The organism is Sphingopyxis sp. JAI108, from assembly GCF_013410105.1.
GTDB classification, from domain to species: domain Bacteria; phylum Pseudomonadota; class Alphaproteobacteria; order Sphingomonadales; family Sphingomonadaceae; genus Sphingopyxis; species Sphingopyxis chilensis.
In genome coordinates, this window is sequence record NZ_JACCCJ010000001.1 from 2,192,529 (window position 1) to 2,215,948 (window position 23,420).

Sequence of the window (23,420 nt, forward strand, 5' to 3'; positions counted from 1 at the left end):
GCTCAGGCCTTGGATTGCGGAGTGGGCCGCGACCAGAGAAGATGATAGTCGTCCTCGCTCGTCCCCGAACGAAGGAGATTGGCGCGGATCGGAGCGCCGAGCGCCGGATCGTCGATCTGCAGCGCGATGTAGGATCCGGCGCGCTCGCTGCGCCGTTCCCAGCCGGCACCGATTTCGGTGCCGGTATCGGCTTCAACGAGCAGGACTCGCCACGCCGGCGCATTTTCGGCGTCCGACGGCCGCGCGGGAACGATTGCGATCATCGCGTCGAGCGTGAGGGTGCGGATCTGGCCGGCGTAGCCGTCGTCGGCGGTCTGGAAGCTGCCAATAATCATATCGTCGGTTCCTTTGCCTGGGGGTTGAAGGCATGCGTGGGATCGCCCCGGCGCCAGCGCAGCGGCGCGCCGGGCGCATCGCGCGTGAGCAGCGGATGCGCGGTGCCGATGAGGCTCTCGGCGCGAAGCGCCCCGAAATAGCGGCCGTCGAAACTGTCGGGCGCCGAGCCCAGGAGGAGATATTCGCCGCGTGCGAGGCGGCGGCAGCCGAGCCAGCGCGGAAGCGCGCGGCCGAGCCGATCCGCCGCGCGGGCGCGTGCCCCGAAGCGGCCGTCGACCGTCACGAATACCCCGCTCCGGCAGACGAGCGCACCCTCGGCCGCGGCGACATGCTTCAGCAGCGGAACGCCGCGCGGCAGGTAGCCGCGTCCGGCGAGCAGCGCAGCGAGGGGCGCGGGCGGCTCGACAAGAACGAGGTCACCGAGTCGCGGCGTGGCGCCGACATCGATGCGGTAGAGGCCGAGCGGAACGCTGGCGCTCGCATTCCAGACGAGGCGCGGCTGCGGCGCGAGCGCAGCGACCGCGCCGAACAGACCGGCGAAGCCAGCGGCCGCGAAGGCGGTCGCGCGAAGCCAGCGCCGCCTCACAGCCCGAGCGCCTGTCGCTGCAGCCAGGCCTTGTGCCGGGCGTCCCCATAGGGACGGAACGGCAGGCCGGCGGCGAGCTGGCTGCCGATGTGGCGCCAATGATCGGGCGCGACATCGCACGGATCGACGCCCGCCGCCTCGATCGCATCGATCGCGGCGAGCACCTGCTGGACTTTCGGCCAGCCGTCGATCCGCAGGAGCAGGTCGCCGCCCGGACGCACATAGGGGTGCGTCGCGAACGGCGCTCCCGGCACCGCCGCGGCGATGACCGCGATGCTCGAATGCACCGTGCCATAATCGTTGGAGGTCCAGCGCACGAACGCAAAAACCGCGCCAGGACGAAAGGCGTCGACCCTCGTCCGGCGGCTCACGATCCGCGTCCCCGCGACGCGGCCGAAGCGGATCCACTGCTCAAGCCGCTGCTCGATCCACGTCAGCTCGACTTCGGTCAGTCCGCTCGCCGGCGACACCGCAGTAGGCAGCGGCACGCTGCCACCTTCGCTCGCCGCATGCGCGGCCATGGTATGCGCGGCGCGCATCATCGCCGCACCGGCGGCCGGCGGCGGAGCGGCGTGATGCCCCCCACGGTCGGCTCCTTCGTCGAGCGCGTGCGCCCGGTCGCGGCCCATTCGTCGAGATCGGCAAAGGTATAGACGATCCGCCGCCCAAGCTTGTGAAAGCGCGGGCCGGTCCCATAGCAGCGGTGCTTTTCAAGCGTTGCCGGCGAGACGCCAAGATGCAGCGCCGCATCGGGGGTGCGCAGGTAGCGCGGCACAACGGGTTCGGGAATATCGCCCAAGATCAGCCTCCATCGGGGATCCGGAAGCTCGGTCGGGCTCCCGGAGAAGAGGCCGGGACAATTGGCGGCCGAAGCCGCGTCGCGGAACGGACAAACCGAGGAGGTGCCCGAATGTCCCGATCAGGGCGCGAGCAGCTGGCGATATCCGCCGTCGCGCATCGCGATGGCAGCTCGCTGCCAGCGTCCGATGCGGCGGCGCTCGCTCGAGGCGTCCCACTCGGTCGCCGAATAGGCGGCCACCTCGCTAGCGAGAAGCGCGGCAGCCGCTTCGCGTGCCGACGCGCCGCCGGCCAGCGCGTCGAGGAGGCGCAGCCATTGGACGAGCCGCCAGCGCTCGCTTCGCCCCGGCGCCCCGGCGGGAGGCCAGCGCGCGCCGCGGCCGAGCGCCGCCTGCACGGCAGCGGCGACGGCGAGCCGCGCGGCCGCGCCGCGATCGGCCGGACAGAGATAGGCGAGCGGCTCGTTCGCCGCGCAGCGGCGAAGCTGGAGCCGGAGCCGCCTTCCCCGCTCGGTCAGGACGACATGCCAGTCGCCGCGTTCGAGATATTCGGCGGCGATCGGCGCGGCGGCAGCAAGCTCGCCGGGCCGCGCGCCGGCGAAGCCCGAGGGCGATGGCTCGGCGATCGCGACGAGCGAGCAGCCGGTGGGCCGCCAGAGCGCTGGCGCGGCGGCGGCCCCGAGATCAGGATCGGCGGCGAAAGACCAGCCCCCAGCGGGCGGCAAGGTCGTCAAGCCGCGCCGCCCTTGCGCTCGCGGGCGCCGCGCGCGCCGCCGCGAACGCCGAACGGTAGGCGGGGCTTCGGCGCAGGAATTCCTGCGCAAAATCGGCCCGGTCATATTTTTCGAATATTTTGGGAAAATATGGCGAACGCCACGAGACAGCCTGATCCATTTCCACCTCCAACCCGAAAGATGAGGATTTGCGCGGCTTTGCGCCTTCTTGTCCTTGGTTCAATCGCGATGGTTAACGCCGCGCAAGCGATAATCGTAGCGCAGTTTCGCGTGAAACTCGCGCGCTAACATCCTCAATATGGGGATATATCGCCCGGCGGGAGCCGGGCGATAGACCCGTGTCAGCTCTCGCCGCGGCGCTGGCGGGACCAGACGAGATCCCATCCGCCCGCATGATCTTCGAAGAGCTGCGCGAAAATGGGCGCGGTGAAGCTCGGATCGTCGAGCTTGACCGAGAGATAGTCACGGCCATCCTTCGATGTCTTGGCCCAGGCGACCCCGATCTCGGCGACGTTGCCGATGGTGACGCGGTGGGTGGGTGCATTGCCGCTGGCGTCCTCGTCGCGGGCAATGGCGACCGACTTGGCGTGGAGCGACAGGGTGACGATTTCTCCGCGGAAGTCTTCGCCGTCTTTCGTGAAGGTGCCGATCTGGTTCATGACAATTCCTTTCCTCGTCGCGGCCGCACCGTTGCGGCCTCGATGCGTATCGTTCGGCGACAAGGGACCGGCGCTGCATCCGGCAGGACCGCAGCGAAGCGCAGGACGGCGCGGCGGGGATTTTCTTGTTTCGCGAGGAACGGCGGCACGCCGGGGGAAGAAAATCCCCGCGCGCCGTTGCGGCAAGCCGGGCCAGCGAAGCGGCTTGGCGGTAGATGACGCATTCGAGAAGGCCGCAACGGTCCGCGGCGAGGCAAGCATGAGCCAGCGGCCCTTTCGGGAATGCAGGGCGATAACCGCCTCGTCAGCTGCCGCCGCAGGTCCGATTTTTGGGCCGATGGCTCGCAGCGGGGACTAAATCGCCCGCTCCCGCGTCATCATCGGCGGCCGACGCACGACCGTCATCTCGCCCATGAGACTGCGCCAGGAAGCCACAGCGGTCGCGGCGGCTCCGGCAAGCGAGACCCCGAACTGCGCCGCAGCGTCGGCGCCCGCGAGAGCCAGAAAAGCTTCTGTCGCAGCGAAACCCGCCAGCGCTGCGGGGATGGCAAAGGCCAGAGCAACCAGGACCTTCAACGCCGGCGCGATCTTCGCGCTCACCAGCATTCGCGCCGACGCGAGCAGGGATATTCCCAGACCCAGGCCGATGGCGATCGCGGCCGGGTCGGAATAGCCGCGACCGAGCGCCTCGAACGCGGCGGCGACCCCGGCGCACACGGGAAGCGCCAGGGCTGCGAGCCGGAACAGGAGCCAGAGGATATAGAGGGCGGCGGCACCGCCGAGAATGAGGGCAAAGGTCATGAGCGTCCTCCTTCGGGACGCGCTCTCCTCCACCCCCACAGCGCAATCTGCGGTAGCGGAATAGTGCAAAAGCACCGAAGGCGGAACCGGAACCCGGTCCACCTTGGGTGCAATCGAGCGATATCAGCGATTGAACGGGTCATATTCGCTGACGATCGTTGCCGGGTCACCGTCGAACTCGTCGAGCGGCATCACCGAATATCCTTGACCTGCTTCAACGAGGACGATGATGACCATCATCGTGCGGGCGAGGCTCCAGCCGAGCGATTGGGCGGTTGAAAGCGGCATCTGCGTTGCTCCTGCGGCGGAGCGGGTCCATTCCCGCTCGGCAGTCGCCCCGCTGGCCGGGGTCAGGCCGCAATCACCGCGCGAATGCGCGGCCCAAGCGAAGCGTAGGAACCCTTCACGGGTTGATTGAAGGAGGCCTGCACCGGCCAAGGGATCAGCGGCTTCGAGAGCGGGACTGGACCCGCATAGGCAGGGCACGGCCATGACGCGCCGCCCCGTCGATCAGGGACCACATCGGGCGGCGATTTCATTGTGCCCGGGCGCGCAGGATCGCTTGCCGCTTGACTGCTGCCATCCGGCAGGCATCGTGGGGGCGCGTTTACCCGCCGCCAGAGCGGGACCGCGAACCGGGGATTGGAGAATTGATGTCGCATCAGACTGCGCAAGAGCGTCCGGGTGTGATGCCGTCGGGCATCGTGGTCGAACTTTTTCCGTCAAGCGCCGCCGATGAAGGGCCAGGTTCGAAGGTGGCTCAAGGCAAACCACCGAGCGAGAAGCTCGCAAGGGCCTGCAACACCGCGATCATGGCCATCATCGCGCTTCCCCTTCTTCTCGCCATCGCCGCCCTCCTCCGACGGCTCATGGGTTCCTGACAGCGAAACGGCCGCCCCAGCGCCAGGCTGAAGCGGCCGATCGCGTCGGTATGGACGAAAAAAGAGCTGGCCCCGCTCTCGCGGGACCAGCTTTGCGGCTCAGCTCGGCGGGTTCCAGATCAGGACCTTCTTCGACGGGTCGTCGCCGGGCGCGTTCGCGAGGTTGCTGTAGATCGTGCCGAATTCGGGCGCCGACATCGTCACCGAGACATATTCGTTGCCGTTCTGCTGCGAGGTGCGGACCCAACCGGCGCCGAGTTCGAACCCGTTCTTCCGGCTGATCACCCGATAGTCCGGCTCGCTGTCCTTCATCTTGCGGCCGTTCGGCACGAGCGCGATCGGAGCGCTGACATTGAGCGTGGCGAGGTTGCCCTCGAAGCTGCCGTCGGCTTTTTCGGTGAGCGTTGCGATGGTGGGCATGTGTCGTCTCCTTGGTTGCTCGGGGCCATTCCCCGATGGCGCCCATCGGAGGGCCAGCGAGCCGCCGTCACCGAGCGGCACGCGAGGGCGAACCCCCAACGGGGGTTGACGGCATTAGGCGAGCCGGGACCGCAGTCAGGCGCTGAATGAGGGGTGGCCCCGCCACCGGAACGACTGCCCTCACCCGCTCCGCCACCGGCCGGCAGCACGCGGGCCTTTCCTCGCTTTCCGGCCTTTCATCCACAGCGCCGACGCAGCGTCGCCGCACCGCATCTTGACGGGGAACGGACAAAAGGAACAAAGAGGGAACATAGAGCCCCGCCGCCGAGTTATCCGTACCCATGCGCACACCAGCGATCCTCGAAGATATCCGCGCCAAAATCGCGCAAATAGAAGGCGTTGCCGCGCGTCATGACGTCATCCCGTTCGGCCTCGAAGATGTCGACTCGCGAATCCCCGCCGGAGGAATCGCAACCGGCGCGCTCCACGAGATGGCCGGCAGTCCCGAACTCGCCGACGATGCAAGCGCGACGATCTTCCTCGCCGGCATCCTCGCAAGGTGCCAAGGCCCCGTTTTCTGGTGCCTTCACTGGCGCGACCTTTTCGCCCCCGCACTCCATCTCGCGGGGCTGCATCCCGACCGGCTGATCCATGTCGAGGCGGGAAGCGACACCAATGTGCTTCTCGCCATGGAAGAGTGCCTCCGCCATCCGGGCCTTGCCGGCGTGGTCGGCGAGGTTCGCAAATATAGCACGACCGCCTCGAAGCGACTGCAGCTCGCCGCCGAAGCCTCCGGCGTTCCTGCCTTCATCTTCCGCCGCGCCTGCAAGGCGGGCGAGCCTGCCGAAGGCAGCGCCGCCCTCACCCGCTGGCGGGTCACCGCAAGCCCGAGCGAGGATCTCGGCATCCCTGCAATCGGGCGGGCGCGCTGGCGCGTCGCGCTCGAGCGCGCGCGCGGCGGCAATCCCCATAACTGGATATTGGAGGGGTGCGATGCGACGGGTCGTATCGCTCTTCCTGCCGCACTGGTCGACCGACCGGCTGCGCAGGAAGATGCAAAAGCCGCGGCCTGACGGCAGCGCCTCGCCCCGCCCGCTCGTCACCGCGATCCCCGACCATGGCCGAAGGATCGTGGCGGCGACGTGCCGCGAAGCGCGCACGCTCGGTATCCAGCCGGGGATGACCATTACCAAGGCAAGGGCGTTCGCGCCCGAGCTTGAGGTCGTCGACGCCGAGCCCGAGGCCGATTTCGAGGGGCTGCGGCGCCTCGCCCTCTGGGCGGGCAGCCGCTATTCGCCAATCGTCGCGCCCGATCCGCCCGACGGGCTGTGGCTCGACGTGACGGGCTGCGCCGCGCTGTTCAGCAGCGAGCGCGCTCTCCTCAAGGATCTCCACCGCCGCGTCGCGGCCTTTGGCCTTGGCCTGCAGATCGCGGTGGCCGATACCGCAGGCTGCGCGCATGCGACCGCGCGCCACGTTCCCGCCGGACGACCGGTGACGGTCGAACCTGGCGCGCACCGCAAGGCGATCGCGCTTCTGCCGATCGCCGCACTTCGCCTCCCGCATGCAGATGTCGAAGGCCTCCGCAAACTCGGCTTCGAGCGGATCGAGCAGCTGATCGGCGCTCCGCGCGGCCCGCTTGCAAAGCGCTTCGGGCGCGAGCTCCACCGCCGGCTCGACCAGGCACTCGGCGTCCAGCCCGAGCCGATCGAGCCGATCTTTCCGGAACAGCTGCCGCGCGCGCGGCGCGGTTTCATGGAGCCGATCGCGACCGCCGACGCCTTCGCGCAGGTGATCGGCGATCTGTCGAAGGATATCGCCACCCAGCTTGCGCGCGCCGGAACGGGCGCGCGCCGGCTCGATTGCTATTTCCAACGCGTCGACGGGCAGGTCCAGGCGATCCGCGTCGGCACCGCGGCGCCATCGCGCGATCCCAAACATCTCGCGAAGCTGCTGACCCCGCGGATCGAGAGTATTGACCCCGGTCTGGGGGTAGAGGCGATGACGCTTGTCGCCGCGCTGGCCGAGCGCCAGCGCGGTGCCCAAGCCGACGCGCTCGAAAATCTGGGAAGACGCGGCCCCGATCTTCCGGCACTCGTCGACACGCTCGCAAACCGCTTCGGCCAGCGCGCGCTCCAGCGCGCGGCGCCGAGAGCGAGCGCGATGCCCGAGCGCTCGGTCGCGATCATCCCCGCGCTCGCACCCGACACCAATGCGGCATGGAGCGACTGGCCGCGGCCGTCGCGCATTCTCGCGCGGCCAGAGCCAGTCGATGTCGTGGCACTGCTGCCCGACGATGCCCCCCGCCTCTTCATCTGGCGCCGCAAGCGCTACCGCGTCACGCACGGCGACGGGCCCGAGCGGCTTCAGGGCGAATGGTGGCGAGATGGCGGGATCGAGGGAGAGACGCACCTCACCGTCCGCGATTATTATCAGGTCGAGACCGAGACGGGCGGCCGCTACTGGCTGTTCCGTCTCGGCGACGGCGTGAATCCTGCCACCGGCTCGATGCGCTGGTTCATACATGGAGCATTCTCTTGAGAGTGCGACCATCAAATAGCGGCGCCTTTGCGTGATGTCCGACGAGGCGCCAGCCTATGTCGAGCTGCAGGTCACGACGCATTTCAGCTTCCTGCGCGGCGCCTCGTCGCCCGAGGAGCTCTTCACCGCTGCGGCGATGCTCGGCCTCCCCGCGCTCGGCGTAGTCGACCGGCACAGCGTCGCCGGCATCGTGCGCGCATGGGACGCCGAGAAGGTCACCGGCGTCCGCGCCATCGTCGGCACGCGCATCGATCTCGCCGACGGCACCGCTCTTCTCGTCTATCCGACCGACAAGGCGGCCTATGGCCGGATGTGCCGGCTACTCAGCGTCGGCAAAACGCGCGCCGGCAAGGGTGCGTGCCTGCTCGACTGGCCCGATCTCGAAGACTGGCACGAAGGCCTGCTCGCGATCCTGCTTCCCGATCGCGGCGACGGCGCAGCCGAGACGGCGATCGCCCGCGCCAGGCGCATCTTCGACGATCGTCTCTATCTCGCGCTCACGATCCGCCGCCGTCCCGGTGACGCGATCCGGCTACGCGATCTTGCTGCACTGGCCACCAAGGCGAGAGTGCCGACACTCGCAACTGGCGATATTCTCTATCATATGCCCGACCGACGCCTGCTGCAGGATGTTGTCACCTGCATCCGCGAGAAATGCACGATCGACGAGCTCGGCGACCGGCGCGAGCGCTTCGCCGACCGCCATATCAAGACCGCTGCCGAAATGGAGCGGCTGTTCCGCCGCAATCTCAAGGACAGTTCACCCGTCGCACGGACGGTCGAATTCGCGGCGCGTTGCACCTTCGGCCTCGAGGAGCTGCGCTACCAATATCCCGACGAGATCCAGGTTACCGGGCGCACGCCGCAGGAGGAACTAGAACGGCTGACATGGGAAAAGGCGCCGATCCGCTATCCTGAAGGCGTGAGCGACAAGGTCCGCTCGCAGCTCATGCATGAGCTAAAGCTGATCGGAGAACTCGATTACGCGCCCTATTTTCTCACCGTCCACTCGATCGTCGCGGAAGCACGTCGGCGCGAAATCCTCTGCCAAGGCCGCGGCAGCGCGGCAAACAGCGCGGTCTGCTATGTCCTCGGCATCACGTCGATCGACCCGGTGCGCTCCGAACTGCTCTTCGAGCGCTTCGTTTCCGCCGAGCGCAGGGAACCGCCCGATATCGACGTCGACTTCGAGCATGAGCGGCGTGAGGAAATCATCCAGTGGATATACGAGACCTACGGCCGGACGCGCAGTGCGCTGACCGCAGTCGTCACCCGCTATCGCTCGCGCGGTGCCGTCCGCGAGGTGGGCAAGGCGCTCGGGCTTAGCGAGGACATCACCGCCGGTCTCGCCGGCGCGGTCTGGGGCTACAGCCGCGAGGGCGTCGAGGAAAAGCATGCCGAAGCCCTGAACCTCGACATGGGCGACAAGCGCCTCGCGCTGACGCTCGAGCTCGCGCGCACCCTCATCAACACGCCTCGCCATCTCTCGCAGCACCCCGGCGGCTTCGTGCTCACCCGCGACCGGCTCGACGAGCTCGTGCCGATCGAGCCGGCCGCGATGGAAGACCGGCAGGTCATCGAATGGGACAAGGACGATATCGACGCGCTCGGCTTCATGAAGGTCGATATCCTCGCGCTCGGCATGCTCAGCTGCATGCGCCGTGCCTTCGAATTCCTTCATCATCACAAGGGATTGAAGCACGATCTTTCCACTATTCCCGCGGAAGATCCCGCGACCTATGCGATGATCCGCAAGGCCGACACGCTGGGCGTCTTCCAGATCGAGAGCCGCGCGCAGATGGCCTCCATCCCGCTAATGGCGCCGCATACCTTCTACGATCTCGTGATCCAGGTCGCGATCGTCCGGCCCGGCCCGATCCAGGGCGACATGGTCCATCCCTACAGGCGGCGCCGGAACGGACAGGAAGAGGTCACCTATCCCACGCCGGAACTCAGGCGTGTGCTCGAAAAGACCTTGGGCGTCCCGCTCTTCCAGGAGCAGGCGATGCGCGTCGCGATCGAATGCGCGGGCTTCACCCCGAGCGAGGCCGATCTCCTCCGCCGCGCGATGGCGACTTTCAAGCTCACCGGCGGGGTCAGCCATTTCCGGGACAAGCTCATCGATGGCATGGTCGGCCGCGGCTACGACCGCGAGTTCGCCGAAAAGACCTTCAAGCAGATCGAGGGGTTCGGCTCCTACGGCTTTCCCGAGAGCCACGCCGCGAGCTTCGCGCTCATCGCCTACGCCTCTAGCTGGATGAAATGCCATCATCCCGACGCCTTCTGCGCCGCGCTGCTCAACGCGCAGCCGATGGGCTTCTATGCGCCCGCGCAGATCGTCCGCGATGCGCGGAACCATGGCGTCGAGATCCGCCCGATCGACGTCAATCACAGCCGCTGGGATTGCACGCTCGAAGAAGCGGGGGGCAAATATCATGCCGTCCGTCTTGGTCTTCGCATGGTCCGCGGCCTCGCCAACGAGGACGGCGCCGCGATCGCCGCCGCCCGCGCCGACGAGGCCTATACCAGCGCCGAGGAAATCCAGCGCCGCGCGGGGGTCGGGCGCGGAGCGCTCGACCGGATCGGCGATGCCGATGGATTTGCCTCGCTCGGAGCCACGCGCCGCGAAGGACTGTGGGAGGTAAAGGGTCTCGGCCCTGCCGCCCTTCCCCTCTTCCAGGCGGCCGACGAACGCGCCGGACGTCTCCAGCGCGAGGCGCTGGAACCCGAGACCTTGCTCGCGCCGATGGGCGAAGGCGCCGAGGTCGTCGAGGACTATCGGGCGTCGGGCCTATCGCTCAGGTCGCATCCGCTCGCCTTTCTTCGCGACGAACTTCGCGCGCGCAAGATCGTCACCTGCCGGGAACTTCAGGACATCAAGGACGGCCGCTGGGTCAACCTCGCAGGGGTCGTTCTCGTCCGCCAGAAGCCGGGTTCGGCGAAAGGCGTCATGTTCATCACCCTCGAAGACGAGACCGAGGTCGCGAACCTCGTCGTATGGACCAATATCTTCGAGAAATATCGCCGCGTCGTCCTGGGGGCCGCGATGATGGGGGTGCGCGGTCAGGTCCAGCGCGAGGGACAGGTCATCCATGTCATCGCGCAAAGGCTCGACGATCTTTCCCCGCTGCTCGCTAGCGTCGGGCAACGCACGGACATCGCCGACATCTACCGGGTCGGCCGCGCCGATGTCGTGAAGAGCCCCGTTGGCCCCGATCCCAGAGACCCAGAAACAAGGCCACTGGGGCGCAATCCGCGCGACATATATATTCCCGATCTCCGTCTGGGCTCGGGCATCATCCCCGGCCAGCCGACCGAAGGCATCAAGATCAAGCCGCGCGATTTCCGCTAGCCGGCGATGCGCGGCCCCCGCCACGGAACTCCACCTGGCTTCAAGGGTCTAGATCATGAGGGGCCAAAGCATGCCCCGCCATGTCGGCAGGCACGCAATTAATGGAGTGATGCCGATGAACCGCCTCATGATCATCCCCCTCGCCGCCGCGACCGCCATGGTCGGTGCCTGTGCCTCGACGGGTAGCAGCTATGCCTATGACGACGACGGCTGGGGCTATTACGACAGCGCCTATTACGACCAATATGGCCGTTACGATTACGACCGGCCCGATCCCCGCTACAGCGGCTATTATGCGGAAAATTATTATCGCAACGATCGGCGCTATCGCGAACGGCGGCTTAGCGACAACGACCGCATCTATCGCGGCCGCGACGACAAATATTATTGCCGCCGGAAGGACGGCTCGACCGGGCTCATCGTCGGCGGCATCGCCGGCGGCGTGATCGGCAATGTCATCGCCTCGGGCCGTTCCGAGACGCTCGGCACCGTGATCGGCGCGATCGGCGGCGCAGCAGTCGGGCGCGAGATCGACCGCAGCAATGTTCGCTGCCGATAATAGAAAAAAGAATAGACGGCCGTGGCAAGAATCCGGCCATCGGACGTGTAGATAATTTGCAAGCTCGGGTCTCAGGATCCGACGTCAGGAAAGCTCCGCAGCCGTGTGCAGCGGGGCTTTACCTTTTGGGGCCATCGAACGCGCGACCTCGAACAATTGATCAGCCTCGCCGACGAAGCGCTCAATGAAACGACGCGGAGCAGCGGCAGCATCTGCCGATATCAAAATGCTGCCGGCGTGCACGCGCGGGCATGAAAAGCGCCCAGTAGCAGCAACATCCGCGCTCATGGCGCGTTGGTACTGCAAGGGGGCATAAGGACGATCGATGCCCCGTATTCTTCTGCTAATGACCTCCGTTCTGGCGATCGGCGCCGCGACGCTTTCGCTCCAGTCCTGCGGCAGCGAGCCGGTTGAGGCCGCACCACCGGAGGAGGTAAAGAGCGTGCTCGTTACCCTGCCCGACGGCTCGACCATGGCTGCCACCAAAGGATCGCTCGCGCGCGAGATGGGCGACTGGCTCGCATCGCGCGACGGTCAGAGCCGGGCATTCACGTTCCAAGGGTTTGACGAAGACAGACCTCGGCTGACGAGTGCCGGGCTTGGCCGCGCCGCAGACCTTGCAACCGTGCTGCGCGCGGCTCCGGCCGCGACCATCGAAATAGCGGGGGGTGAAGGCCAGATCGGAGTCTTGGCCCATCTGCTTGAGGACCGCGGCATTGCGCCCGAAAGGATGAAAATCGTTCCGGCAGCCGGGATCGGAACGGCAGTGCTGACGCTCCATCGCGGCTCGACGTCTCCGCTGGTGACGGCAAAATCATGAAGCTCTGCGCGCGCGAAAGCGCGCTGCGTCAGACCGCGAGACCCTCGAACCACGCCGCATAGGGTGTGTTGACTGCCATGTGCCGATTATAGTCGGGGGCTCCGTCGTCCCACCAGACCGGCCCGCGCTCGCCTAGCGCGCGCTTGCACCGGTCGACCGCCGAGCGCGCTCTTCGCAACGCAATGGCATCCTTGGCTGCGAGCGCCGCTTTGACATCTCGGCGGGCCGCCATCAACTCGGTCACCAGTTGTTCGCGTCTGTCAGGATCGAGCGACGGGTTCGACATGCGCCAAAGGCGGCCGCGAGTAACGAAATAGCGGCCGTCGGGCGTGACATCGAGGATATCGGGAGGCTGCTCAGACAAGGTCGGCATAGGAGAGGAATATAGTCGTGTGCCGGCGATCGAGGGGTTGTTGATCGCCGGCACCCGTGAGGATGGCCAAGTCGGAAACTTCCGCCATCCCGGAAACTCAGGGCAAGGTGCGGCGCCCGCGCCCGAAAACGAAAGCGACAATGAAGAGGACGACGCCGATCACGAGCAGGATCTTGGCGAAATCGGCCGAAAGACCGGCGATCCCTCCGAAACCGAGCAGCGCCGCGACGAGCGCGACGACAGCGAAGATGATGGCCCATCTGAACATGATAATTCTCCCGTCTGGACGCAGTCCGCCATTCGCCCGGCCGCACTTGCGGAGGGACGGTGAAAGCTGCGCCAATTCATCCGTGATGGATGTGCGGGTAACGCTGTCTCGCCGCCAAAGTTCCGCGCCGAGCCAGCATCCCTGCCCCCGGAAAAACCTGTGTTAATCCGAAAAATTTCTTGGGAACGCTTGCCGCTATCGGCGCGTCTTCCGGGGTTGTGAGAGCCAATTCCGCCGAACGGGCGGAAGGCCTTCGATTCGGCCGGGCCGCAGCTCCCGCGCTGCCCGGCTTCGCGAAGGGTTTGGCACAGGAGACCCATGATGGCGGACGACAAGAAGCAGACGGGCGCCCCCGATCGCGACCGGATCAGCCTTTCCGAAGATTATGAGATTCACGACTGGACCGAGAGCCTCGGCGTCGGCGAAGCCGAGCTTCGCGAGACGGTCGATGCCGTCGGCAACAGCGCGGATGCGGTCCGCGCCTATCTGAACAGCGGCCGATGACCTGGGACGCTGCCGCAACGGCGCCGGTCGAACGCATAGCCCGGGTTCTTGCCGGACATGAGCTCAGCCGGAACGGCGAAGGAGATATCAAGTCGGCCGCTGCGGCCGTCGATGTGTCGTGGCCGGACTATACCGACGCGGCACTCGCAATCCTCAAGACGATGCGGGAACCGAGTGGCCGCATGCTGGCGGTCGGGGACGCCGCAATATGGGACCGGATGATCGCCGCCGCCATCGAGGACGAGACGATCTCCGAGCGCTGATCGTTCAGCCAGGCGACACAAGACCAGCGCTAAGACCCACCAATGCCCGTCACAACCGACGTTCCCTTGGAGCAACTCGCCATCTATGCGATCTGCGCCGCGCTGATCCTGATCCTGCTGTTCAAAATCCCCTATGTCGGCCGCGTGCTGCGCGGCCTCTTCTCCTTCGCGCTGCTTGCCTTCGCGATCTTCCTCTTTCTTCAGCAGGCGCCTTTCGATCCGAATATGGGCCGCATCACGGCCGCGCTCGGCATCGACAGGCAAGAGGTCGTGGGCAGCGAGGTCCGCATCCCCATGGCGCGCGACGGCCACTTCTGGGCCAATGCCCGCATCAACGGCGTCGAACGCCGGATGCTCGTCGACAGCGGCGCGACTGTCACCGCCCTATCGGAGGCGAGCGCAAAGGCCGCGGGCGTCGAGCCCGATGCGATGCTCGTGCCGATCCTGATGCGGACCGGCAACGGCACCGTGCGCGCCGATGCGGCAACGCTCGATACGCTCGCGATCGGCTCTACGCAGGCGAAAAATCTCAAGGTGGTGATCTCCCCCGGTCTCGGCAATGTCGACGTGCTCGGCATGAACTTCCTGTCCGCTCTCGCCTCGTGGCGCGTCGAAGGCCGCACCCTCATACTGGTGCCCGCCAATCAGGCCACGCCCGAGCTATCTCCGCGCTAGAGACGCCCGACTCGTCTTTGTTCCATTTTTGTTCTAATGTCGCCGACCGACTCGGACCGTTGGAAAAGACATGAGCAAGATCCTCCACATCTCCGCCTGGCGCGATGCAGCAAGCGCTAAGCCTGCCGACGAACCCTTGATGGGCGACCTGTTCGAGCCAGAGGGATTCCTGGCCGCGCTCAACGCTGTGACGATTACGGGCCCGCAGATGCGCTCGGCAGTCGACGCGATCGCCCATCTGCGCGTCCGCAGCCCGGCCGATATTGCGGCCCACGCGAAGCTCCTTGAAACCTTTGCGGCGGATTACGGGTTCGAGCCGGCCGCGCCCGCCGCGGCAGCGCTGCATGCCCGCGCCATCGCGATGGATCGATGGTGTCAGACCTATGACCCCTTCGGCGACAGCGATGTCGACGCCTTCTACGATGCAAGTGCCCGCGCAAGGCTCGTCGATACCGACGCCGGCATCGGTTTCGAACCGGAGAGCTTCGGCGAACTCGTCGCCTTCATCGCCGAGATTCCCTGGTAGAGCAGCCACGATGAGCCGCCTCTACACCCTTGCCGCCACGGCATCCGACGTCGCCGATCATTTCGGTGCGGGCGGCTTCACCGACATCGCGGTGCCTTCGGAGACGATCGAAGCGCTTCCCGGCCTTGTCGTCCATGAGGCGAACGGCCGCCGGCACCTGCGCCAGATGCATTGGGGCTTCCCGCGCCTCACCCGCGAAATGCGGCTGCGCGGCGATCCGCCTGGCCGCATCGGTCTCGTCGCCGATCTCACCAATCCGATGTGGGAAGGTCTCGTCGTCGAACCGCGATATCGCTGCCTCATTCCGCTCACCCACTTCGCCAACCCGAACGGATCGCCGGGCGAGAAGACACGAAGCTGGTTCTCGGCCGAAGGCCAGCCGATCATGGCCTGGGCCGGCTTTTGCAAGAACACCCCCGAAATGGGTCCCGTCTATGCGGGCATGACGATGGACGCGAACAGCCTCGTACATCCCACTAACGACCGTATGCCGGTGCTCCTGATGCCGCATGAATATGAGCGCTGGCTCCACGGCTCGATCAAGGACGTCATCGGCTTCCAGTTTCGCCCGCCGCCGCCAAGCGAGACTTTCATCGTCGAACATACCGACGATCTCTGGCGCAGCGGCAAACTGCCCCCGAGCGCGCGGCCCCAGCAAGCCCTGCTCTAGCAGACCACGCCCCGCCCGCGCCCTTTCTTCCCGGTGCGATGCTGATAGACTGACGCCCATGTGCAATCTCTACACCGAGCGCAAAAGCGCCGCCGAGGTCGCGGCGCATTTCGGCGTCGAGCTGCCCGTGCAGGCGTTCAACAGCGCCGAGGACGTCTATCCGGGATATTCGGGGATTGTCGTCCGCGAAGAACAGGGAAAGCGCGTCCTCCAGTCGATGACTTGGGGTTTCCCGCGCCACTCGACGAGCAAGAAGACGGGTCTGCTCAACAAGCCGAGCCCGACGAACAATGCGCGCGACGATCAGCTCTTCAACCCTTATGGCATGTGGAGCGAATGGTTCGCCCGGCCGGCGCATCGCTGCCTGATCCCGTTCACTGCCTTTGCGGAGGCCGTCGGTGAAAAAGGCGCGATGACGAAGACCTGGATCAGCGTCACCGATCAGCCGCTAGCAGCTTGGGCGGGCCTCTGGCGGCCCACCGATGAATGGGGCGACGCCTATACCGGCGTTATGGTCGATGCGACCGAGGAACTGCTCGATATCCACGACCGCATGCCGGTGATCCTCCATCCCGAAGATTATGAGACCTGGCTCCGCGCGCCCGCCGACGAAGCGATCAGGCTCGTCCGCAAATATCCCGGCGACCGGCTTGTTGCCGAGCATAGCAAAGATCCGTGGAGCAACCGCGGGAAGGCGTCGCCTCCGCCGCCCGAGATGCCGACGCTGTTCTGATGCTCACCGAGGAACGTCATCTCTGGGCCTGCGCGCTCGCCGTCGAGAAGCAGCATGGCGCGGACGCGCCGCGCTTCGTGACGACACGCATCGGTGCGCTCGCGCTTGCCGGCGACGATGCCGGCGTCGAGCGCTGGAAAGCGATTGCGGCGAAGATGGCCGCACTCGCAAGGCCATGAAGCACAGTCCCGTCAGCAAAGGCGTGGCGGCGCAGGCCGATCTATTCGGCCGCGCGCTGCTTCCCGGTTTGGCAGCGGCCGACGCCTTCGTCACGGCCGCCGAGGAAGCCGCGCTCATCGCCCATATCGAAGACGCCGGCCTCGAGACCTTCAAGTTCCAGCAATGGGAGGGCAAGCGCCTCACCCGCTCGTTCGGCTGGAGCTATAATTTTCAGACCGGCACCTTTGCCCGCGCCGAGCCGATCCCGGAGTGGCTCGCCCCGATCGCTTCCCGCGCCGAGCGTTTTGCCAATCTGCCGCCGGCATCCATCGCGCAGGCGCTGTTGATTTCATACGGCCCCGGCGCGGGCATCGGCTGGCACAAGGACCGGCCCGTCTTCGAGCACGTCGTCGGCATTTCGCTGGGAGCCGAGGCGGCGATGCGTTTTCGGCGCCGCAGACAAGACGGGTTCGACCGCTTCGCACTGCCGCTCGCGCCGCGCTCGATCTATCATCTCTCCGGTGAAGCGCGGCACGACTGGGAGCATAGCATCGCGCCGATCGAGGAGGCGCGCTGGTCAATCACCTTCCGCAGCCTCGCCGAACGATCACGATAGCGAAGGGCGATATTCGCTCCTATAGAACCCGCCCGGTCGGCGAGGGGCCGACCGCATAAGGGAGATACTGAATGAACCATGCCGACCTATCGGATGCAGTGGCTACCGCGCTCGGAACGAGCAAGTCCGACGGCAAGAAGGCGGTCGACGCCGTATTCGCCGCGATCGCCGATGCCGCCGCCAAAGGCGAGGAAGTTTCGGTGAACGGCTTCGGCAAGTTCAAGGTCAAGGAAAGCGCAGCCCGCGAAGGCCGCAACCCTTCGACGGGCGCGACCATCCAGATCGCAGCCTCGAAGAAGCTCGGCTTCGGCGCAGCGAAGGCGATCAAGGATCGCCTCAACGGCTAAGCCGCGACTTCAGGCGCCGAAGGTCACACGGCCTTCGGCGTCGATCGGCCAGTCGGGATTCCACGCGATCTCTCAGGCGTGGTCGTGGGGGGTCGGCAATATAGCCCCGATAGCCGCCATGCGGCGGCGCATCGCCCGGTCGCAGCACCCGCCCGCCCGCCGCTTCGAGCGCCGCGATTACAGCATCGACCTCTTCCGCGCCGACCCGACATTGTGCGCGAGCGCAAAGGACCCCGGCCCACCGAACGAGGTGCGGGTCATGTCCTCGGCAAGCTTTGCCTCCAGCCATGTGCCGAGGATCAGGCCGTTCATCTGGTAGAAGGCGATCTCTTCATTTGCGAACACCGGCGTCCAGCCGAAGCCTTCGCTGTAGAAACGTCGGGACCGGGCGAGGTCCGCTATTCCGAGCGTGACGACCGCAATCTGCTGCTGCATGCACCCGAGGCCTGGGTCGATGCCGCCGCCGAAGCGTCCGTGCGTTTCGCCGTCCTCGGCGACTGGAACCGCATGCTCGGCGTTGAGGGCGACCGCGTCTGGACCGAGATCGACGATCGCACGCCCGCGAACGCCGACCTCCGTCTCGCCGATGCCGGGCTTGGACCGAAATGCGATCCACGTTACGACAGCTTCATCGATCATATCGTCCTCGACCGGCGAGCCGGCGCGGATATGCTCGGCTTTGCCGAGACGCTCTACGGGGACGGCACCAAACATTATTCCGACCATTGTCCCGTATCGGTGACGCTGGCGCGGTGACGGAAAGAACGACCATGGATAAGGAACTTGTCGAAGCGCTTGAATTTCTGCTCGGCCGCGATGACGACGGCGCCTTGTTCGACCGCGGAGCTCCCGAAGGCGGATATCGCTCGCAGGGTCTCGAGAATGCGCTGCGGACGATCCGCCGCAAGCTTCGCGCCCGGCCGGATTGACGCCGGCGGCACCGAGGCTGGCCCGGAGGGCCCCAACTGCCGCACTCTTGCCGGAGCCGCAGCCGGGGCGGCGTGCGCGCGGGCGCGGCGGGCCGGACGCGGCGAAGCCGGGGCCGGAGCCGCGTGCAGCGCGGCTTGCCCGCCGTGAAAACGCGCGCCCGCGCCGGCAAGAAGCGAGGCAAGTGTGCCTGCGCGGCCGGATATCCGCGCGACCCCTGGCCGAGCCTGCGAGGCCAGAGCGCGCTCGACAGATGCCGCGCTCCATCTCGCCCGGCGCAGACTATGCTCAAAGCTCCGACGATGGAGACGCGGTGCACTGGGCAAGGATGATCTGCCAGCGGCCGTCCTGCTGCTTCCAGAGCCGAAGATAGGCGAATGTTCCGAAAAAAGCCGCGCCGTCATAGGTGCCTGCGACGTCGGCCGTCACGATCACGCTCGCCAACTCGCCATGGGCCCGGATGATGCGGTCGCCGCGAAAATCGAGCGAATTGAGGTCGAGAAGCCCCGAGCGGTGCGCCGCGATATCGTCGTCGCGCGATCGCCTGATGCCCAGTTGGTCGATGAAGATCATATCGTCCGCGAGCATCTGCTCTAGCGCTTCGACATCGCTGGCGAGCATGGCCGACCGTAGCTCTTCCTCGCACGTCGCAATCGCCTCGATCATCTGCATCTAGACCAACTCCCCTACCGGCACTACGCCGCGCGGACGCGGACCTCGCCCCCCTCCGTCCTAGCGATCGATAAGTACGACCGGCAAATATTGCAGGACGATACCGAACCCCCCGAACGCCAGTGCCAGCAATCCGGCGCGACGGCGCCAGCGGCCAAAGGCATTTTGCGGAACGACCCGCACCACGGTGACGCCCAGCCATGCCATGGCGCCGAGAATGGCCAAGGTACCGAGCGATGCCGCGACGCGCACGCCGCTCGCGCCGCCCCCGAACTCGGCAAGTAGGTAGAGAAGGAAAAAATGCACGGCCCACAGGATGAGACCGCCCATCATGATGAGCCAGCTCTTCATCCGCCCGCGCCGACCAGGCGCGAGACGAGCGCGCCGGTGGCCCCCTGCGCCGCAGTGTAGACGAGGAAAAGCATTGCGAGATCGATGCTGTTGTTTCCGGGCTGCGCGACGAGGCCCCGCACCCCGCGTGCGGAGCAATAGAGCGCCATCAACATGCCGATCGCCGCGGCGCAGGCTTGAAGAGCGAGCAGCGCATAAGCGGCGGCGCCCTGCCCGCTTACGGTCGGACCAATCCCGCTGCCCGACCAGCTGCCATAGTCCAGACCGAGCGCGGCACTCGATGCCGCCGCGGAGGCCAGAAGCGCTATCACCGACCAGAGGGACGAGCGCTGGAGAGCCGCGCGCGCCGTGAGCGCGACCCCGATAGCCGCAGCGTAGAGCATGAGCACCGGTATCGCCTCGCCGAGGGCCGGCGGCGGCTGCCAGAAGCCAGGCTGGTTCGACGACAGAAAGGCAAGGCTGAACAGCGCCATGAGATAGATCATGCCCATCACGACCAGCAGGATGACTATCGCCCACCAGCCATGGCTCGATGGCCCGGTGACATAGGTCGGGACACGAATGTCGGCCCCGATGTCGACGCCCGTGATTTCAACGGGGCGGTCGGTTTCCCAAAGCCAGCGCAACACAGAGATCACCGCCAGCACGCCGCTGACCCATGCGAATAGATAGGCCTGCACCGTCAGCGCGAGGAAGAAGCCCGCGGTGAAGATCGCGGCGGCGAAAGGCCATGGCGACGGCCCCGGCATGATCTGCAGATATTGGGGCTCGGCAAGCAGCGGGCTCGTGATGATCGTCTCGCGCCGGCCCGTTGCCGAGCGCGGCAGGAAATAGCGCCCCTTCTCTACCGCATCGGCGAGCGCGGGATCGTCCCACAAGGGCTCGCGGCTCGTCACGACCGGGATCGAGCGTGTCGAATAGAGTTCGCTCGGCAACCATTCAAGCGTGCCGCCGCCATAGACGTTACCGGCATTTCCGTCGCCCGGCGCGAGCCGGAAGTTCCGCGCGAGGTCGACAAGGAAGAGGAGCACGCCGAGCCCGAGCATGAAGGCGCCGATCGTCGAGATCAGATTGGGCAGCTCGAGTCCGTGCCCCGGCAGATAAGTGTAGACGCGGCGCGGCATGCCCTGCAGCCCCGCGAGATGCATCGGCAGGAAGGCGATATTCATGCCCACGAACATGAGGCCGAACACCCATTTGGCGAGCCGCTCGGACAAGGCACGCCGGCTCACCATCGGGATCCAGTAATAGAAGGCGGCAAAAAGCGGAAAGACCATGCCGCCGATCAGAACATAATGGAGATGCGCGACGATGAAATAACTGTCGTGCGCCTGCCAGTCGAACGGGACCATCGCCACCATCACGCCGGTCAGGCCCCCGGTTACGAAGATAACGATGCTTCCCATGACGAAGAGGCCCGGTGCGTTGAACTTCGGCTTGCCAATCGCGAGCGTCGCGATCCACGAAAAGACCTGGATGCCCGCCGGTACGCTGACCGCCATCGAGGCGGCAGAGAAGAAGCCGGTCGTCATCGGCGGCATGCCCGTGGTGAACATATGATGCGCCCACACGCCGAAACTGATAAAACCCGTCGCGATCATCGCAAGGACAATCAGCCGGTAGCCGACGAGCTTCTCGCCCGCGACGGTCGCGACGATCATGCTCATCATCCCGGCAGCGGGAAGGAAGATGATATAGACTTCGGGGTGCCCGAAAAACCAGAAGAGATGCTGCCACAGTAAAGGGTCGCCGCCCCGGGTCGCATCGAAGAAGGGCCAGTTGAACGCCCTTTCGATCTCCAGCAGCAAGGTGCCGAGGATGATGCTCGGAAAGGCGATGACGATCATGACCGCGAAGACGAGCATCGCCCAGGCGAAGATCGGCATCCTGTCGAGGCGCATGCCCGGCGCGCGGGTCCGCAACACGCCGACGATGATCTCGATCGCTCCCGCGATCGCGCTGATCTCGATGAAGCCGATGCCGAGCAGCCAGAAATCGGTGTTGATCCCCGGCGAATAGGCCTTCGAGGTCAGTGGCGGATACATGAACCAGCCGCTGTCGGGCGCGAGCCCGACGAAGATCGAGGCGAAAAAACAGAGTCCGCCCACGGCATAGGCCCAAAAAGCGTAGGCGGAGAGCCGCGGAAACGGCAGATCGCGCGCCGCGAGCATCTGCGGGAGGAGCAGCACCCCTGCCGCCTCGACCGCGGGTACCGCGAAGAGGAACATCATCACCGTGCCATGCATGGTGAAAACCTGATTATAGGTGCCTTGCGGCAGGATTTCGAGCATCGGGGCGGCGAGCTGCGCGCGCATGAGCAGCGGGAGTACGCCCGCCATCAGGAAGAAGAGGAAGGCAGTTCCGAGATAGTAGATGCCGATATAATTATTGTTGACCGCGAACAGATAGTCCCAGCCCTTGGGCTTGCACCAGATACGGCGGAGTTCTTCCTCCTCTTCTTTCGGCCGCTCGCCCTTGGTTGGAAAACGCTCGTACAGCGCCGGATCGAACCCTGTTTCAGACCTCATTTCAGCGCGACCAGATAGGCGGTGAGCGCCTGCAGTTCCTCGCCGCTGAACTGGTGGTAGGCGGGCATGCGGTTTGCAGGCTTGATCGCCTGGCTATTGGCGACCCAGCCCGCCATCGTCCCCGGGTTATTGGGCAATATCCCGGCGCCGAGCGTCTTGCGCGAGCCGACATGGGTCAGATCGGGACCCGCGAGCCCGCGCGCGGGCGACCCGCGGATCGTATGGCAGGCGGCGCAGCCGCTCGAGAGAAAAAGGGAAAGCCCCTCGCCGCCGGCGCGTCCCGCGGGGCGGCGCGAGGCCTGCCAGCGCGCAAAATCCGCAGGGGTGTGCGCCACGACCACGAATCCCATCAGCGCGTGCGGGCCGCCGCAATATTCGGCGCATTGTCCCTTGTAGACGCCCGGGGCATCGGCCTCGATCAGCAGGCGATTGGTGCGCCCGGGGATCATGTCCATCTTGCCTCCGAGCCGCGGCACCCAAAAGCTGTGGATGACGTCCGCTGCCTCGAGTTCGAGGAGGACGGGCTTTCCGACGGGGATGTGAAGTTCGTTCGCATCGCGCAACGTCTCGCGGCCCTGGCCATCCTGGTAGTGGACCCGCCACCACCACATCTCGCCGATGATCCTGACGCGCATCGCGCCTTCGGGAGCCGCCGTCGGCGACAGCGAGCTTGTCAGCAGCAGGCTCCAGACGAGCAAGCCCGTGAGCACGACCGACGGAAAGGCAAAACCGAGAATCCAGATCGCTTTCTCGCCGCCGAGTCGCGCCTTGAGCCGGGGCGAACCGCGCAGCGCGATCCAGAGCGCCGCGAGCACGATCGCCAAAATGACCGTTCCGCCGGCGAGCAGCACCCAGGCGAGAAGCGTCACCGGCTCCGAATAGGGGCCAGCGGGATCGAGCACGGCGGGCGGCCAGTCGCCGGGAGAAAGCGTACGGTCAGTCATCGAGGCTCAGCAGCCAGGCGGCGATATCCTCGGCCTCCGATGGTCGCATCGGTATCGCTGGCATCGCGGTGCCCGGCATCTCAGCGGGCGCATCGCGCACAAAGGCGGCGAGATGCGGGGCGCGATTGGGCAGGCGGCCGGCGATCAGCGGGCGCGCGCCGAAGCCCGCGAGCGGCGGTCCCACGCGCCCTTTCGGCCAGGCAACTCCGGGCATGGCATGACAGGCGCCGCAACCGAGCCGCGCCGCCGCGTCACGGCCACGCGCGATGGCGTCCGAGTCGGCGGGTGCCGTTTCGACCGGAGCGGGCGCGCAGGCACCGAGCAGCATCAACACCGAAATCGCAGCGCCCCCTTTCATAGCCGTTCACCGTCCTCGTT

General features: G+C 66.2%; 36 protein-coding genes. 17 read left to right on the plus strand and 19 right to left on the minus strand.

What is annotated here, in order from left to right; all coding sequences use genetic code 11:
- Positions 1-2: 2 nt before the first annotated feature.
- The 9 genes from HDC29_RS10535 to HDC29_RS10570 all read right to left on the minus strand — a co-directional run bounded on the left by HDC29_RS10535 (position 3) and on the right by HDC29_RS10570 (position 4,201).
- Positions 3-335: a DUF736 domain-containing protein gene (locus HDC29_RS10535; RefSeq protein ID WP_179496930.1), complete on the minus strand. Its 333-nt coding sequence runs from the start codon at positions 333-335 to the stop codon at positions 3-5.
- Positions 332-922: a S26 family signal peptidase gene (locus HDC29_RS10540; RefSeq protein ID WP_179496931.1), complete on the minus strand. Its 591-nt coding sequence runs from the start codon at positions 920-922 to the stop codon at positions 332-334. The genes HDC29_RS10535 and HDC29_RS10540 overlap by 4 nt, the downstream gene beginning before the upstream one ends.
- Positions 919-1,443 carry a DUF2840 domain-containing protein gene (locus HDC29_RS10545; protein ID WP_179497462.1) on the minus strand — a complete coding sequence of 175 codons (525 nt, stop codon included), beginning with the start codon at positions 1,441-1,443 and terminating at the stop codon, positions 919-921. Before HDC29_RS10545 ends, HDC29_RS10540 begins: the two co-directional genes overlap by 4 nt.
- A gap of 17 nt (positions 1,444-1,460) precedes the next feature.
- Positions 1,461-1,712 carry a helix-turn-helix transcriptional regulator gene (locus HDC29_RS10550; protein ID WP_373562797.1) on the minus strand — a complete coding sequence of 84 codons (252 nt, stop codon included), beginning with the start codon at positions 1,710-1,712 and terminating at the stop codon, positions 1,461-1,463.
- Between the two features lie 129 nt (positions 1,713-1,841).
- On the minus strand, positions 1,842-2,453 hold the full coding sequence (locus HDC29_RS19115; protein WP_257018148.1) for a DUF2285 domain-containing protein: 612 nt from the start codon (positions 2,451-2,453) through the stop codon (positions 1,842-1,844).
- Positions 2,404-2,613: a transcriptional regulator domain-containing protein gene (locus tag HDC29_RS19255; protein WP_257018149.1), complete on the minus strand. Its 210-nt coding sequence runs from the start codon at positions 2,611-2,613 to the stop codon at positions 2,404-2,406. The genes HDC29_RS19115 and HDC29_RS19255 overlap by 50 nt, the downstream gene beginning before the upstream one ends.
- Positions 2,614-2,794: 181 nt before the next feature.
- Entirely contained in the window at positions 2,795-3,112 is a 318-nt protein-coding gene (locus HDC29_RS10560; protein WP_179496935.1) for a DUF736 domain-containing protein, read from the minus strand.
- Positions 3,113-3,466: 354 nt separating this feature from the next.
- A complete protein-coding gene (locus HDC29_RS10565) occupies positions 3,467-3,913 on the minus strand; it encodes a hypothetical protein (RefSeq protein WP_179496937.1) in 447 nt (148 codons plus the stop codon).
- A 123-nt stretch (positions 3,914-4,036) separates the two neighbouring features.
- Positions 4,037-4,201, minus strand: a complete 165-nt coding sequence (locus HDC29_RS10570; RefSeq protein WP_179496939.1) for a hypothetical protein — start codon at positions 4,199-4,201, stop codon at positions 4,037-4,039.
- A 365-nt stretch (positions 4,202-4,566) separates the two neighbouring features.
- Here HDC29_RS10570 and HDC29_RS10575 point away from each other — a divergent pair, with 365 nt between their 5' ends.
- On the plus strand, positions 4,567-4,794 hold the full coding sequence (locus tag HDC29_RS10575) for a hypothetical protein (RefSeq protein WP_179496941.1): 228 nt from the start codon (positions 4,567-4,569) through the stop codon (positions 4,792-4,794).
- A 99-nt stretch (positions 4,795-4,893) separates the two neighbouring features.
- Here the strand turns inward: HDC29_RS10575 and HDC29_RS10580 are convergent, their stop codons facing one another.
- Positions 4,894-5,214 (minus strand): DUF736 family protein, encoded by a 321-nt coding sequence (locus HDC29_RS10580; RefSeq protein WP_179496943.1) that lies wholly within the window; start codon positions 5,212-5,214, stop codon positions 4,894-4,896.
- Between the two features lie 341 nt (positions 5,215-5,555).
- Here HDC29_RS10580 and HDC29_RS10585 point away from each other — a divergent pair, with 341 nt between their 5' ends.
- The 4 genes from HDC29_RS10585 to HDC29_RS10600 all read left to right on the plus strand — a co-directional run bounded on the left by HDC29_RS10585 (position 5,556) and on the right by HDC29_RS10600 (position 11,666).
- Positions 5,556-6,287 carry an ImuA family protein gene (locus HDC29_RS10585; protein WP_179496945.1) on the plus strand — a complete coding sequence of 244 codons (732 nt, stop codon included), beginning with the start codon at positions 5,556-5,558 and terminating at the stop codon, positions 6,285-6,287.
- A complete protein-coding gene (locus HDC29_RS10590) occupies positions 6,208-7,755 on the plus strand; it encodes a DNA polymerase Y family protein (RefSeq protein ID WP_179496947.1) in 1,548 nt (515 codons plus the stop codon). Before HDC29_RS10585 ends, HDC29_RS10590 begins: the two co-directional genes overlap by 80 nt.
- Before the next feature lie 34 nt (positions 7,756-7,789).
- Positions 7,790-11,107 (plus strand): error-prone DNA polymerase, encoded by a 3,318-nt coding sequence (locus HDC29_RS10595; RefSeq protein ID WP_179497466.1) that lies wholly within the window; start codon positions 7,790-7,792, stop codon positions 11,105-11,107.
- A 115-nt stretch (positions 11,108-11,222) separates the two neighbouring features.
- The gene (locus HDC29_RS10600) at positions 11,223-11,666 is read left to right on the plus strand and encodes a glycine zipper 2TM domain-containing protein (protein ID WP_257018150.1); all 444 of its coding nucleotides are present in this window, start codon (positions 11,223-11,225) and stop codon (positions 11,664-11,666) included.
- A gap of 84 nt (positions 11,667-11,750) precedes the next feature.
- Here the strand turns inward: HDC29_RS10600 and HDC29_RS10605 are convergent, their stop codons facing one another.
- The gene (locus HDC29_RS10605; RefSeq protein WP_179496949.1) at positions 11,751-11,954 is read right to left on the minus strand and encodes a hypothetical protein; all 204 of its coding nucleotides are present in this window, start codon (positions 11,952-11,954) and stop codon (positions 11,751-11,753) included.
- Positions 11,955-11,991: 37 nt separating this feature from the next.
- On the opposite strand from HDC29_RS10605, the gene HDC29_RS10610 reads away from it, so the two are divergent.
- Positions 11,992-12,486 carry a hypothetical protein gene (locus tag HDC29_RS10610; protein WP_179496951.1) on the plus strand — a complete coding sequence of 165 codons (495 nt, stop codon included), beginning with the start codon at positions 11,992-11,994 and terminating at the stop codon, positions 12,484-12,486.
- 28 nt (positions 12,487-12,514) lie between these two features.
- On the opposite strand, the gene HDC29_RS10615 is transcribed toward HDC29_RS10610, so the two are convergent.
- Together HDC29_RS10615 and HDC29_RS10620 are read right to left on the minus strand one after the other, a co-directional pair.
- Positions 12,515-12,850, minus strand: a complete 336-nt coding sequence (locus tag HDC29_RS10615; RefSeq protein WP_257018152.1) for a hypothetical protein — start codon at positions 12,848-12,850, stop codon at positions 12,515-12,517.
- A 106-nt stretch (positions 12,851-12,956) separates the two neighbouring features.
- A complete protein-coding gene (locus HDC29_RS10620; RefSeq protein ID WP_077029184.1) occupies positions 12,957-13,127 on the minus strand; it encodes a DUF1328 domain-containing protein in 171 nt (56 codons plus the stop codon).
- Positions 13,128-13,445: 318 nt separating this feature from the next.
- Here HDC29_RS10620 and HDC29_RS10625 point away from each other — a divergent pair, with 318 nt between their 5' ends.
- The 9 genes from HDC29_RS10625 to HDC29_RS10665 all read left to right on the plus strand — a co-directional run bounded on the left by HDC29_RS10625 (position 13,446) and on the right by HDC29_RS10665 (position 17,620).
- Positions 13,446-13,631 carry a DUF3606 domain-containing protein gene (locus HDC29_RS10625; protein ID WP_257018153.1) on the plus strand — a complete coding sequence of 62 codons (186 nt, stop codon included), beginning with the start codon at positions 13,446-13,448 and terminating at the stop codon, positions 13,629-13,631.
- Positions 13,628-13,894: a hypothetical protein gene (locus HDC29_RS10630; protein WP_179496955.1), complete on the plus strand. Its 267-nt coding sequence runs from the start codon at positions 13,628-13,630 to the stop codon at positions 13,892-13,894. The genes HDC29_RS10625 and HDC29_RS10630 overlap by 4 nt, the downstream gene beginning before the upstream one ends.
- A 42-nt stretch (positions 13,895-13,936) precedes the next feature.
- Entirely contained in the window at positions 13,937-14,569 is a 633-nt protein-coding gene (locus HDC29_RS10635) for a TIGR02281 family clan AA aspartic protease (RefSeq protein WP_179496957.1), read from the plus strand.
- 70 nt (positions 14,570-14,639) lie between these two features.
- A complete protein-coding gene (locus HDC29_RS10640; RefSeq protein ID WP_218844320.1) occupies positions 14,640-15,095 on the plus strand; it encodes a hypothetical protein in 456 nt (151 codons plus the stop codon).
- A gap of 10 nt (positions 15,096-15,105) precedes the next feature.
- The gene (locus tag HDC29_RS10645) at positions 15,106-15,765 is read left to right on the plus strand and encodes an SOS response-associated peptidase family protein (protein WP_179496961.1); all 660 of its coding nucleotides are present in this window, start codon (positions 15,106-15,108) and stop codon (positions 15,763-15,765) included.
- 58 nt (positions 15,766-15,823) lie between these two features.
- On the plus strand, positions 15,824-16,498 hold the full coding sequence (locus tag HDC29_RS10650; RefSeq protein WP_179496963.1) for an SOS response-associated peptidase: 675 nt from the start codon (positions 15,824-15,826) through the stop codon (positions 16,496-16,498).
- Positions 16,498-16,677: a hypothetical protein gene (locus HDC29_RS10655; protein ID WP_179496965.1), complete on the plus strand. Its 180-nt coding sequence runs from the start codon at positions 16,498-16,500 to the stop codon at positions 16,675-16,677. Before HDC29_RS10650 ends, HDC29_RS10655 begins: the two co-directional genes overlap by 1 nt.
- Positions 16,674-17,273, plus strand: a complete 600-nt coding sequence (locus HDC29_RS10660; protein ID WP_179496967.1) for an alpha-ketoglutarate-dependent dioxygenase AlkB — start codon at positions 16,674-16,676, stop codon at positions 17,271-17,273. The genes HDC29_RS10655 and HDC29_RS10660 overlap by 4 nt, the downstream gene beginning before the upstream one ends.
- A 71-nt stretch (positions 17,274-17,344) precedes the next feature.
- On the plus strand, positions 17,345-17,620 hold the full coding sequence (locus HDC29_RS10665) for an HU family DNA-binding protein (protein WP_179496969.1): 276 nt from the start codon (positions 17,345-17,347) through the stop codon (positions 17,618-17,620).
- 177 nt (positions 17,621-17,797) lie between these two features.
- Here HDC29_RS10665 and HDC29_RS19120 read toward each other — a convergent pair whose 3' ends face one another.
- Positions 17,798-18,055, minus strand: coding sequence for a hypothetical protein (locus tag HDC29_RS19120; RefSeq protein ID WP_218844321.1), 258 nt, complete (start codon positions 18,053-18,055; stop codon positions 17,798-17,800).
- Positions 18,056-18,094: 39 nt separating this feature from the next.
- Between HDC29_RS19120 and HDC29_RS10675 the strand changes: the two genes are divergently transcribed.
- Positions 18,095-18,376 (plus strand): hypothetical protein, encoded by a 282-nt coding sequence (locus HDC29_RS10675; RefSeq protein WP_179496971.1) that lies wholly within the window; start codon positions 18,095-18,097, stop codon positions 18,374-18,376.
- A gap of 14 nt (positions 18,377-18,390) precedes the next feature.
- Entirely contained in the window at positions 18,391-18,549 is a 159-nt protein-coding gene (locus HDC29_RS10680) for a hypothetical protein (protein ID WP_179496973.1), read from the plus strand.
- Between the two features lie 286 nt (positions 18,550-18,835).
- On the opposite strand, the gene HDC29_RS10685 is transcribed toward HDC29_RS10680, so the two are convergent.
- Genes HDC29_RS10685 through HDC29_RS10705 form a run of 5 tightly spaced genes read right to left on the minus strand, consistent with a single transcriptional unit; the run spans position 18,836 to position 23,400 of the window.
- Entirely contained in the window at positions 18,836-19,219 is a 384-nt protein-coding gene (locus tag HDC29_RS10685) for a nuclear transport factor 2 family protein (protein WP_179496975.1), read from the minus strand.
- Positions 19,220-19,279: 60 nt separating this feature from the next.
- Complete coding sequence (locus HDC29_RS10690; RefSeq protein WP_179496977.1) at positions 19,280-19,570, minus strand: hypothetical protein; 291 nt, start codon at positions 19,568-19,570, stop codon at positions 19,280-19,282.
- Positions 19,567-22,098, minus strand: coding sequence for a cbb3-type cytochrome c oxidase subunit I (locus tag HDC29_RS10695; RefSeq protein WP_179496979.1), 2,532 nt, complete (start codon positions 22,096-22,098; stop codon positions 19,567-19,569). The genes HDC29_RS10690 and HDC29_RS10695 overlap by 4 nt, the downstream gene beginning before the upstream one ends.
- The gene (coxB, locus tag HDC29_RS10700; protein WP_179496981.1) at positions 22,095-23,042 is read right to left on the minus strand and encodes a cytochrome c oxidase subunit II; all 948 of its coding nucleotides are present in this window, start codon (positions 23,040-23,042) and stop codon (positions 22,095-22,097) included. Before coxB ends, HDC29_RS10695 begins: the two co-directional genes overlap by 4 nt.
- Complete coding sequence (locus HDC29_RS10705; protein ID WP_179496983.1) at positions 23,035-23,400, minus strand: cytochrome c family protein; 366 nt, start codon at positions 23,398-23,400, stop codon at positions 23,035-23,037. Before HDC29_RS10705 ends, coxB begins: the two co-directional genes overlap by 8 nt.
- Positions 23,401-23,420: the final 20 nt, after the last annotated feature.

Coding starts and splice junctions, on each gene's coding strand:
- HDC29_RS10685 (WP_179496975.1), bottom strand. CDS start 19,219: ATGCAGATGATCGAGGCGATTGCGACGTGCGAGGAAGAGCTACGGTCG.
- HDC29_RS10635 (WP_179496957.1), top strand. CDS start 13,937: ATGCCCGTCACAACCGACGTTCCCTTGGAGCAACTCGCCATCTATGCG.
- HDC29_RS10690 (WP_179496977.1), bottom strand. CDS start 19,570: ATGAAGAGCTGGCTCATCATGATGGGCGGTCTCATCCTGTGGGCCGTG.
- HDC29_RS19120 (WP_218844321.1), bottom strand. CDS start 18,055: ATGCAGCAGCAGATTGCGGTCGTCACGCTCGGAATAGCGGACCTCGCC.
- HDC29_RS10590 (WP_179496947.1), top strand. CDS start 6,208: ATGCGACGGGTCGTATCGCTCTTCCTGCCGCACTGGTCGACCGACCGG.
- HDC29_RS10695 (WP_179496979.1), bottom strand. CDS start 22,098: ATGAGGTCTGAAACAGGGTTCGATCCGGCGCTGTACGAGCGTTTTCCA.
- HDC29_RS10600 (WP_257018150.1), top strand. CDS start 11,223: ATGAACCGCCTCATGATCATCCCCCTCGCCGCCGCGACCGCCATGGTC.
- HDC29_RS19255 (WP_257018149.1), bottom strand. CDS start 2,613: ATGGATCAGGCTGTCTCGTGGCGTTCGCCATATTTTCCCAAAATATTC.
- HDC29_RS10565 (WP_179496937.1), bottom strand. CDS start 3,913: ATGACCTTTGCCCTCATTCTCGGCGGTGCCGCCGCCCTCTATATCCTC.
- HDC29_RS10585 (WP_179496945.1), top strand. CDS start 5,556: ATGCGCACACCAGCGATCCTCGAAGATATCCGCGCCAAAATCGCGCAA.
- HDC29_RS10650 (WP_179496963.1), top strand. CDS start 15,824: ATGTGCAATCTCTACACCGAGCGCAAAAGCGCCGCCGAGGTCGCGGCG.
- HDC29_RS10580 (WP_179496943.1), bottom strand. CDS start 5,214: ATGCCCACCATCGCAACGCTCACCGAAAAAGCCGACGGCAGCTTCGAG.
- HDC29_RS10655 (WP_179496965.1), top strand. CDS start 16,498: ATGCTCACCGAGGAACGTCATCTCTGGGCCTGCGCGCTCGCCGTCGAG.
- HDC29_RS10640 (WP_218844320.1), top strand. CDS start 14,640: ATGAGCAAGATCCTCCACATCTCCGCCTGGCGCGATGCAGCAAGCGCT.
- HDC29_RS10625 (WP_257018153.1), top strand. CDS start 13,446: ATGATGGCGGACGACAAGAAGCAGACGGGCGCCCCCGATCGCGACCGG.
- HDC29_RS10620 (WP_077029184.1), bottom strand. CDS start 13,127: ATGTTCAGATGGGCCATCATCTTCGCTGTCGTCGCGCTCGTCGCGGCG.
- HDC29_RS10570 (WP_179496939.1), bottom strand. CDS start 4,201: ATGCCGCTTTCAACCGCCCAATCGCTCGGCTGGAGCCTCGCCCGCACG.
- coxB (WP_179496981.1), bottom strand. CDS start 23,042: ATGACTGACCGTACGCTTTCTCCCGGCGACTGGCCGCCCGCCGTGCTC.
- HDC29_RS10630 (WP_179496955.1), top strand. CDS start 13,628: ATGACCTGGGACGCTGCCGCAACGGCGCCGGTCGAACGCATAGCCCGG.
- HDC29_RS10545 (WP_179497462.1), bottom strand. CDS start 1,443: ATGGCCGCGCATGCGGCGAGCGAAGGTGGCAGCGTGCCGCTGCCTACT.
- HDC29_RS10705 (WP_179496983.1), bottom strand. CDS start 23,400: ATGAAAGGGGGCGCTGCGATTTCGGTGTTGATGCTGCTCGGTGCCTGC.
- HDC29_RS10560 (WP_179496935.1), bottom strand. CDS start 3,112: ATGAACCAGATCGGCACCTTCACGAAAGACGGCGAAGACTTCCGCGGA.
- HDC29_RS10535 (WP_179496930.1), bottom strand. CDS start 335: ATGATTATTGGCAGCTTCCAGACCGCCGACGACGGCTACGCCGGCCAG.
- HDC29_RS10575 (WP_179496941.1), top strand. CDS start 4,567: ATGTCGCATCAGACTGCGCAAGAGCGTCCGGGTGTGATGCCGTCGGGC.
- HDC29_RS10610 (WP_179496951.1), top strand. CDS start 11,992: ATGCCCCGTATTCTTCTGCTAATGACCTCCGTTCTGGCGATCGGCGCC.
- HDC29_RS10595 (WP_179497466.1), top strand. CDS start 7,790: ATGTCCGACGAGGCGCCAGCCTATGTCGAGCTGCAGGTCACGACGCAT.
- HDC29_RS10660 (WP_179496967.1), top strand. CDS start 16,674: ATGAAGCACAGTCCCGTCAGCAAAGGCGTGGCGGCGCAGGCCGATCTA.
- HDC29_RS10645 (WP_179496961.1), top strand. CDS start 15,106: ATGAGCCGCCTCTACACCCTTGCCGCCACGGCATCCGACGTCGCCGAT.
- HDC29_RS10680 (WP_179496973.1), top strand. CDS start 18,391: ATGGATAAGGAACTTGTCGAAGCGCTTGAATTTCTGCTCGGCCGCGAT.
- HDC29_RS10605 (WP_179496949.1), bottom strand. CDS start 11,954: ATGAGCGCGGATGTTGCTGCTACTGGGCGCTTTTCATGCCCGCGCGTG.
- HDC29_RS10665 (WP_179496969.1), top strand. CDS start 17,345: ATGAACCATGCCGACCTATCGGATGCAGTGGCTACCGCGCTCGGAACG.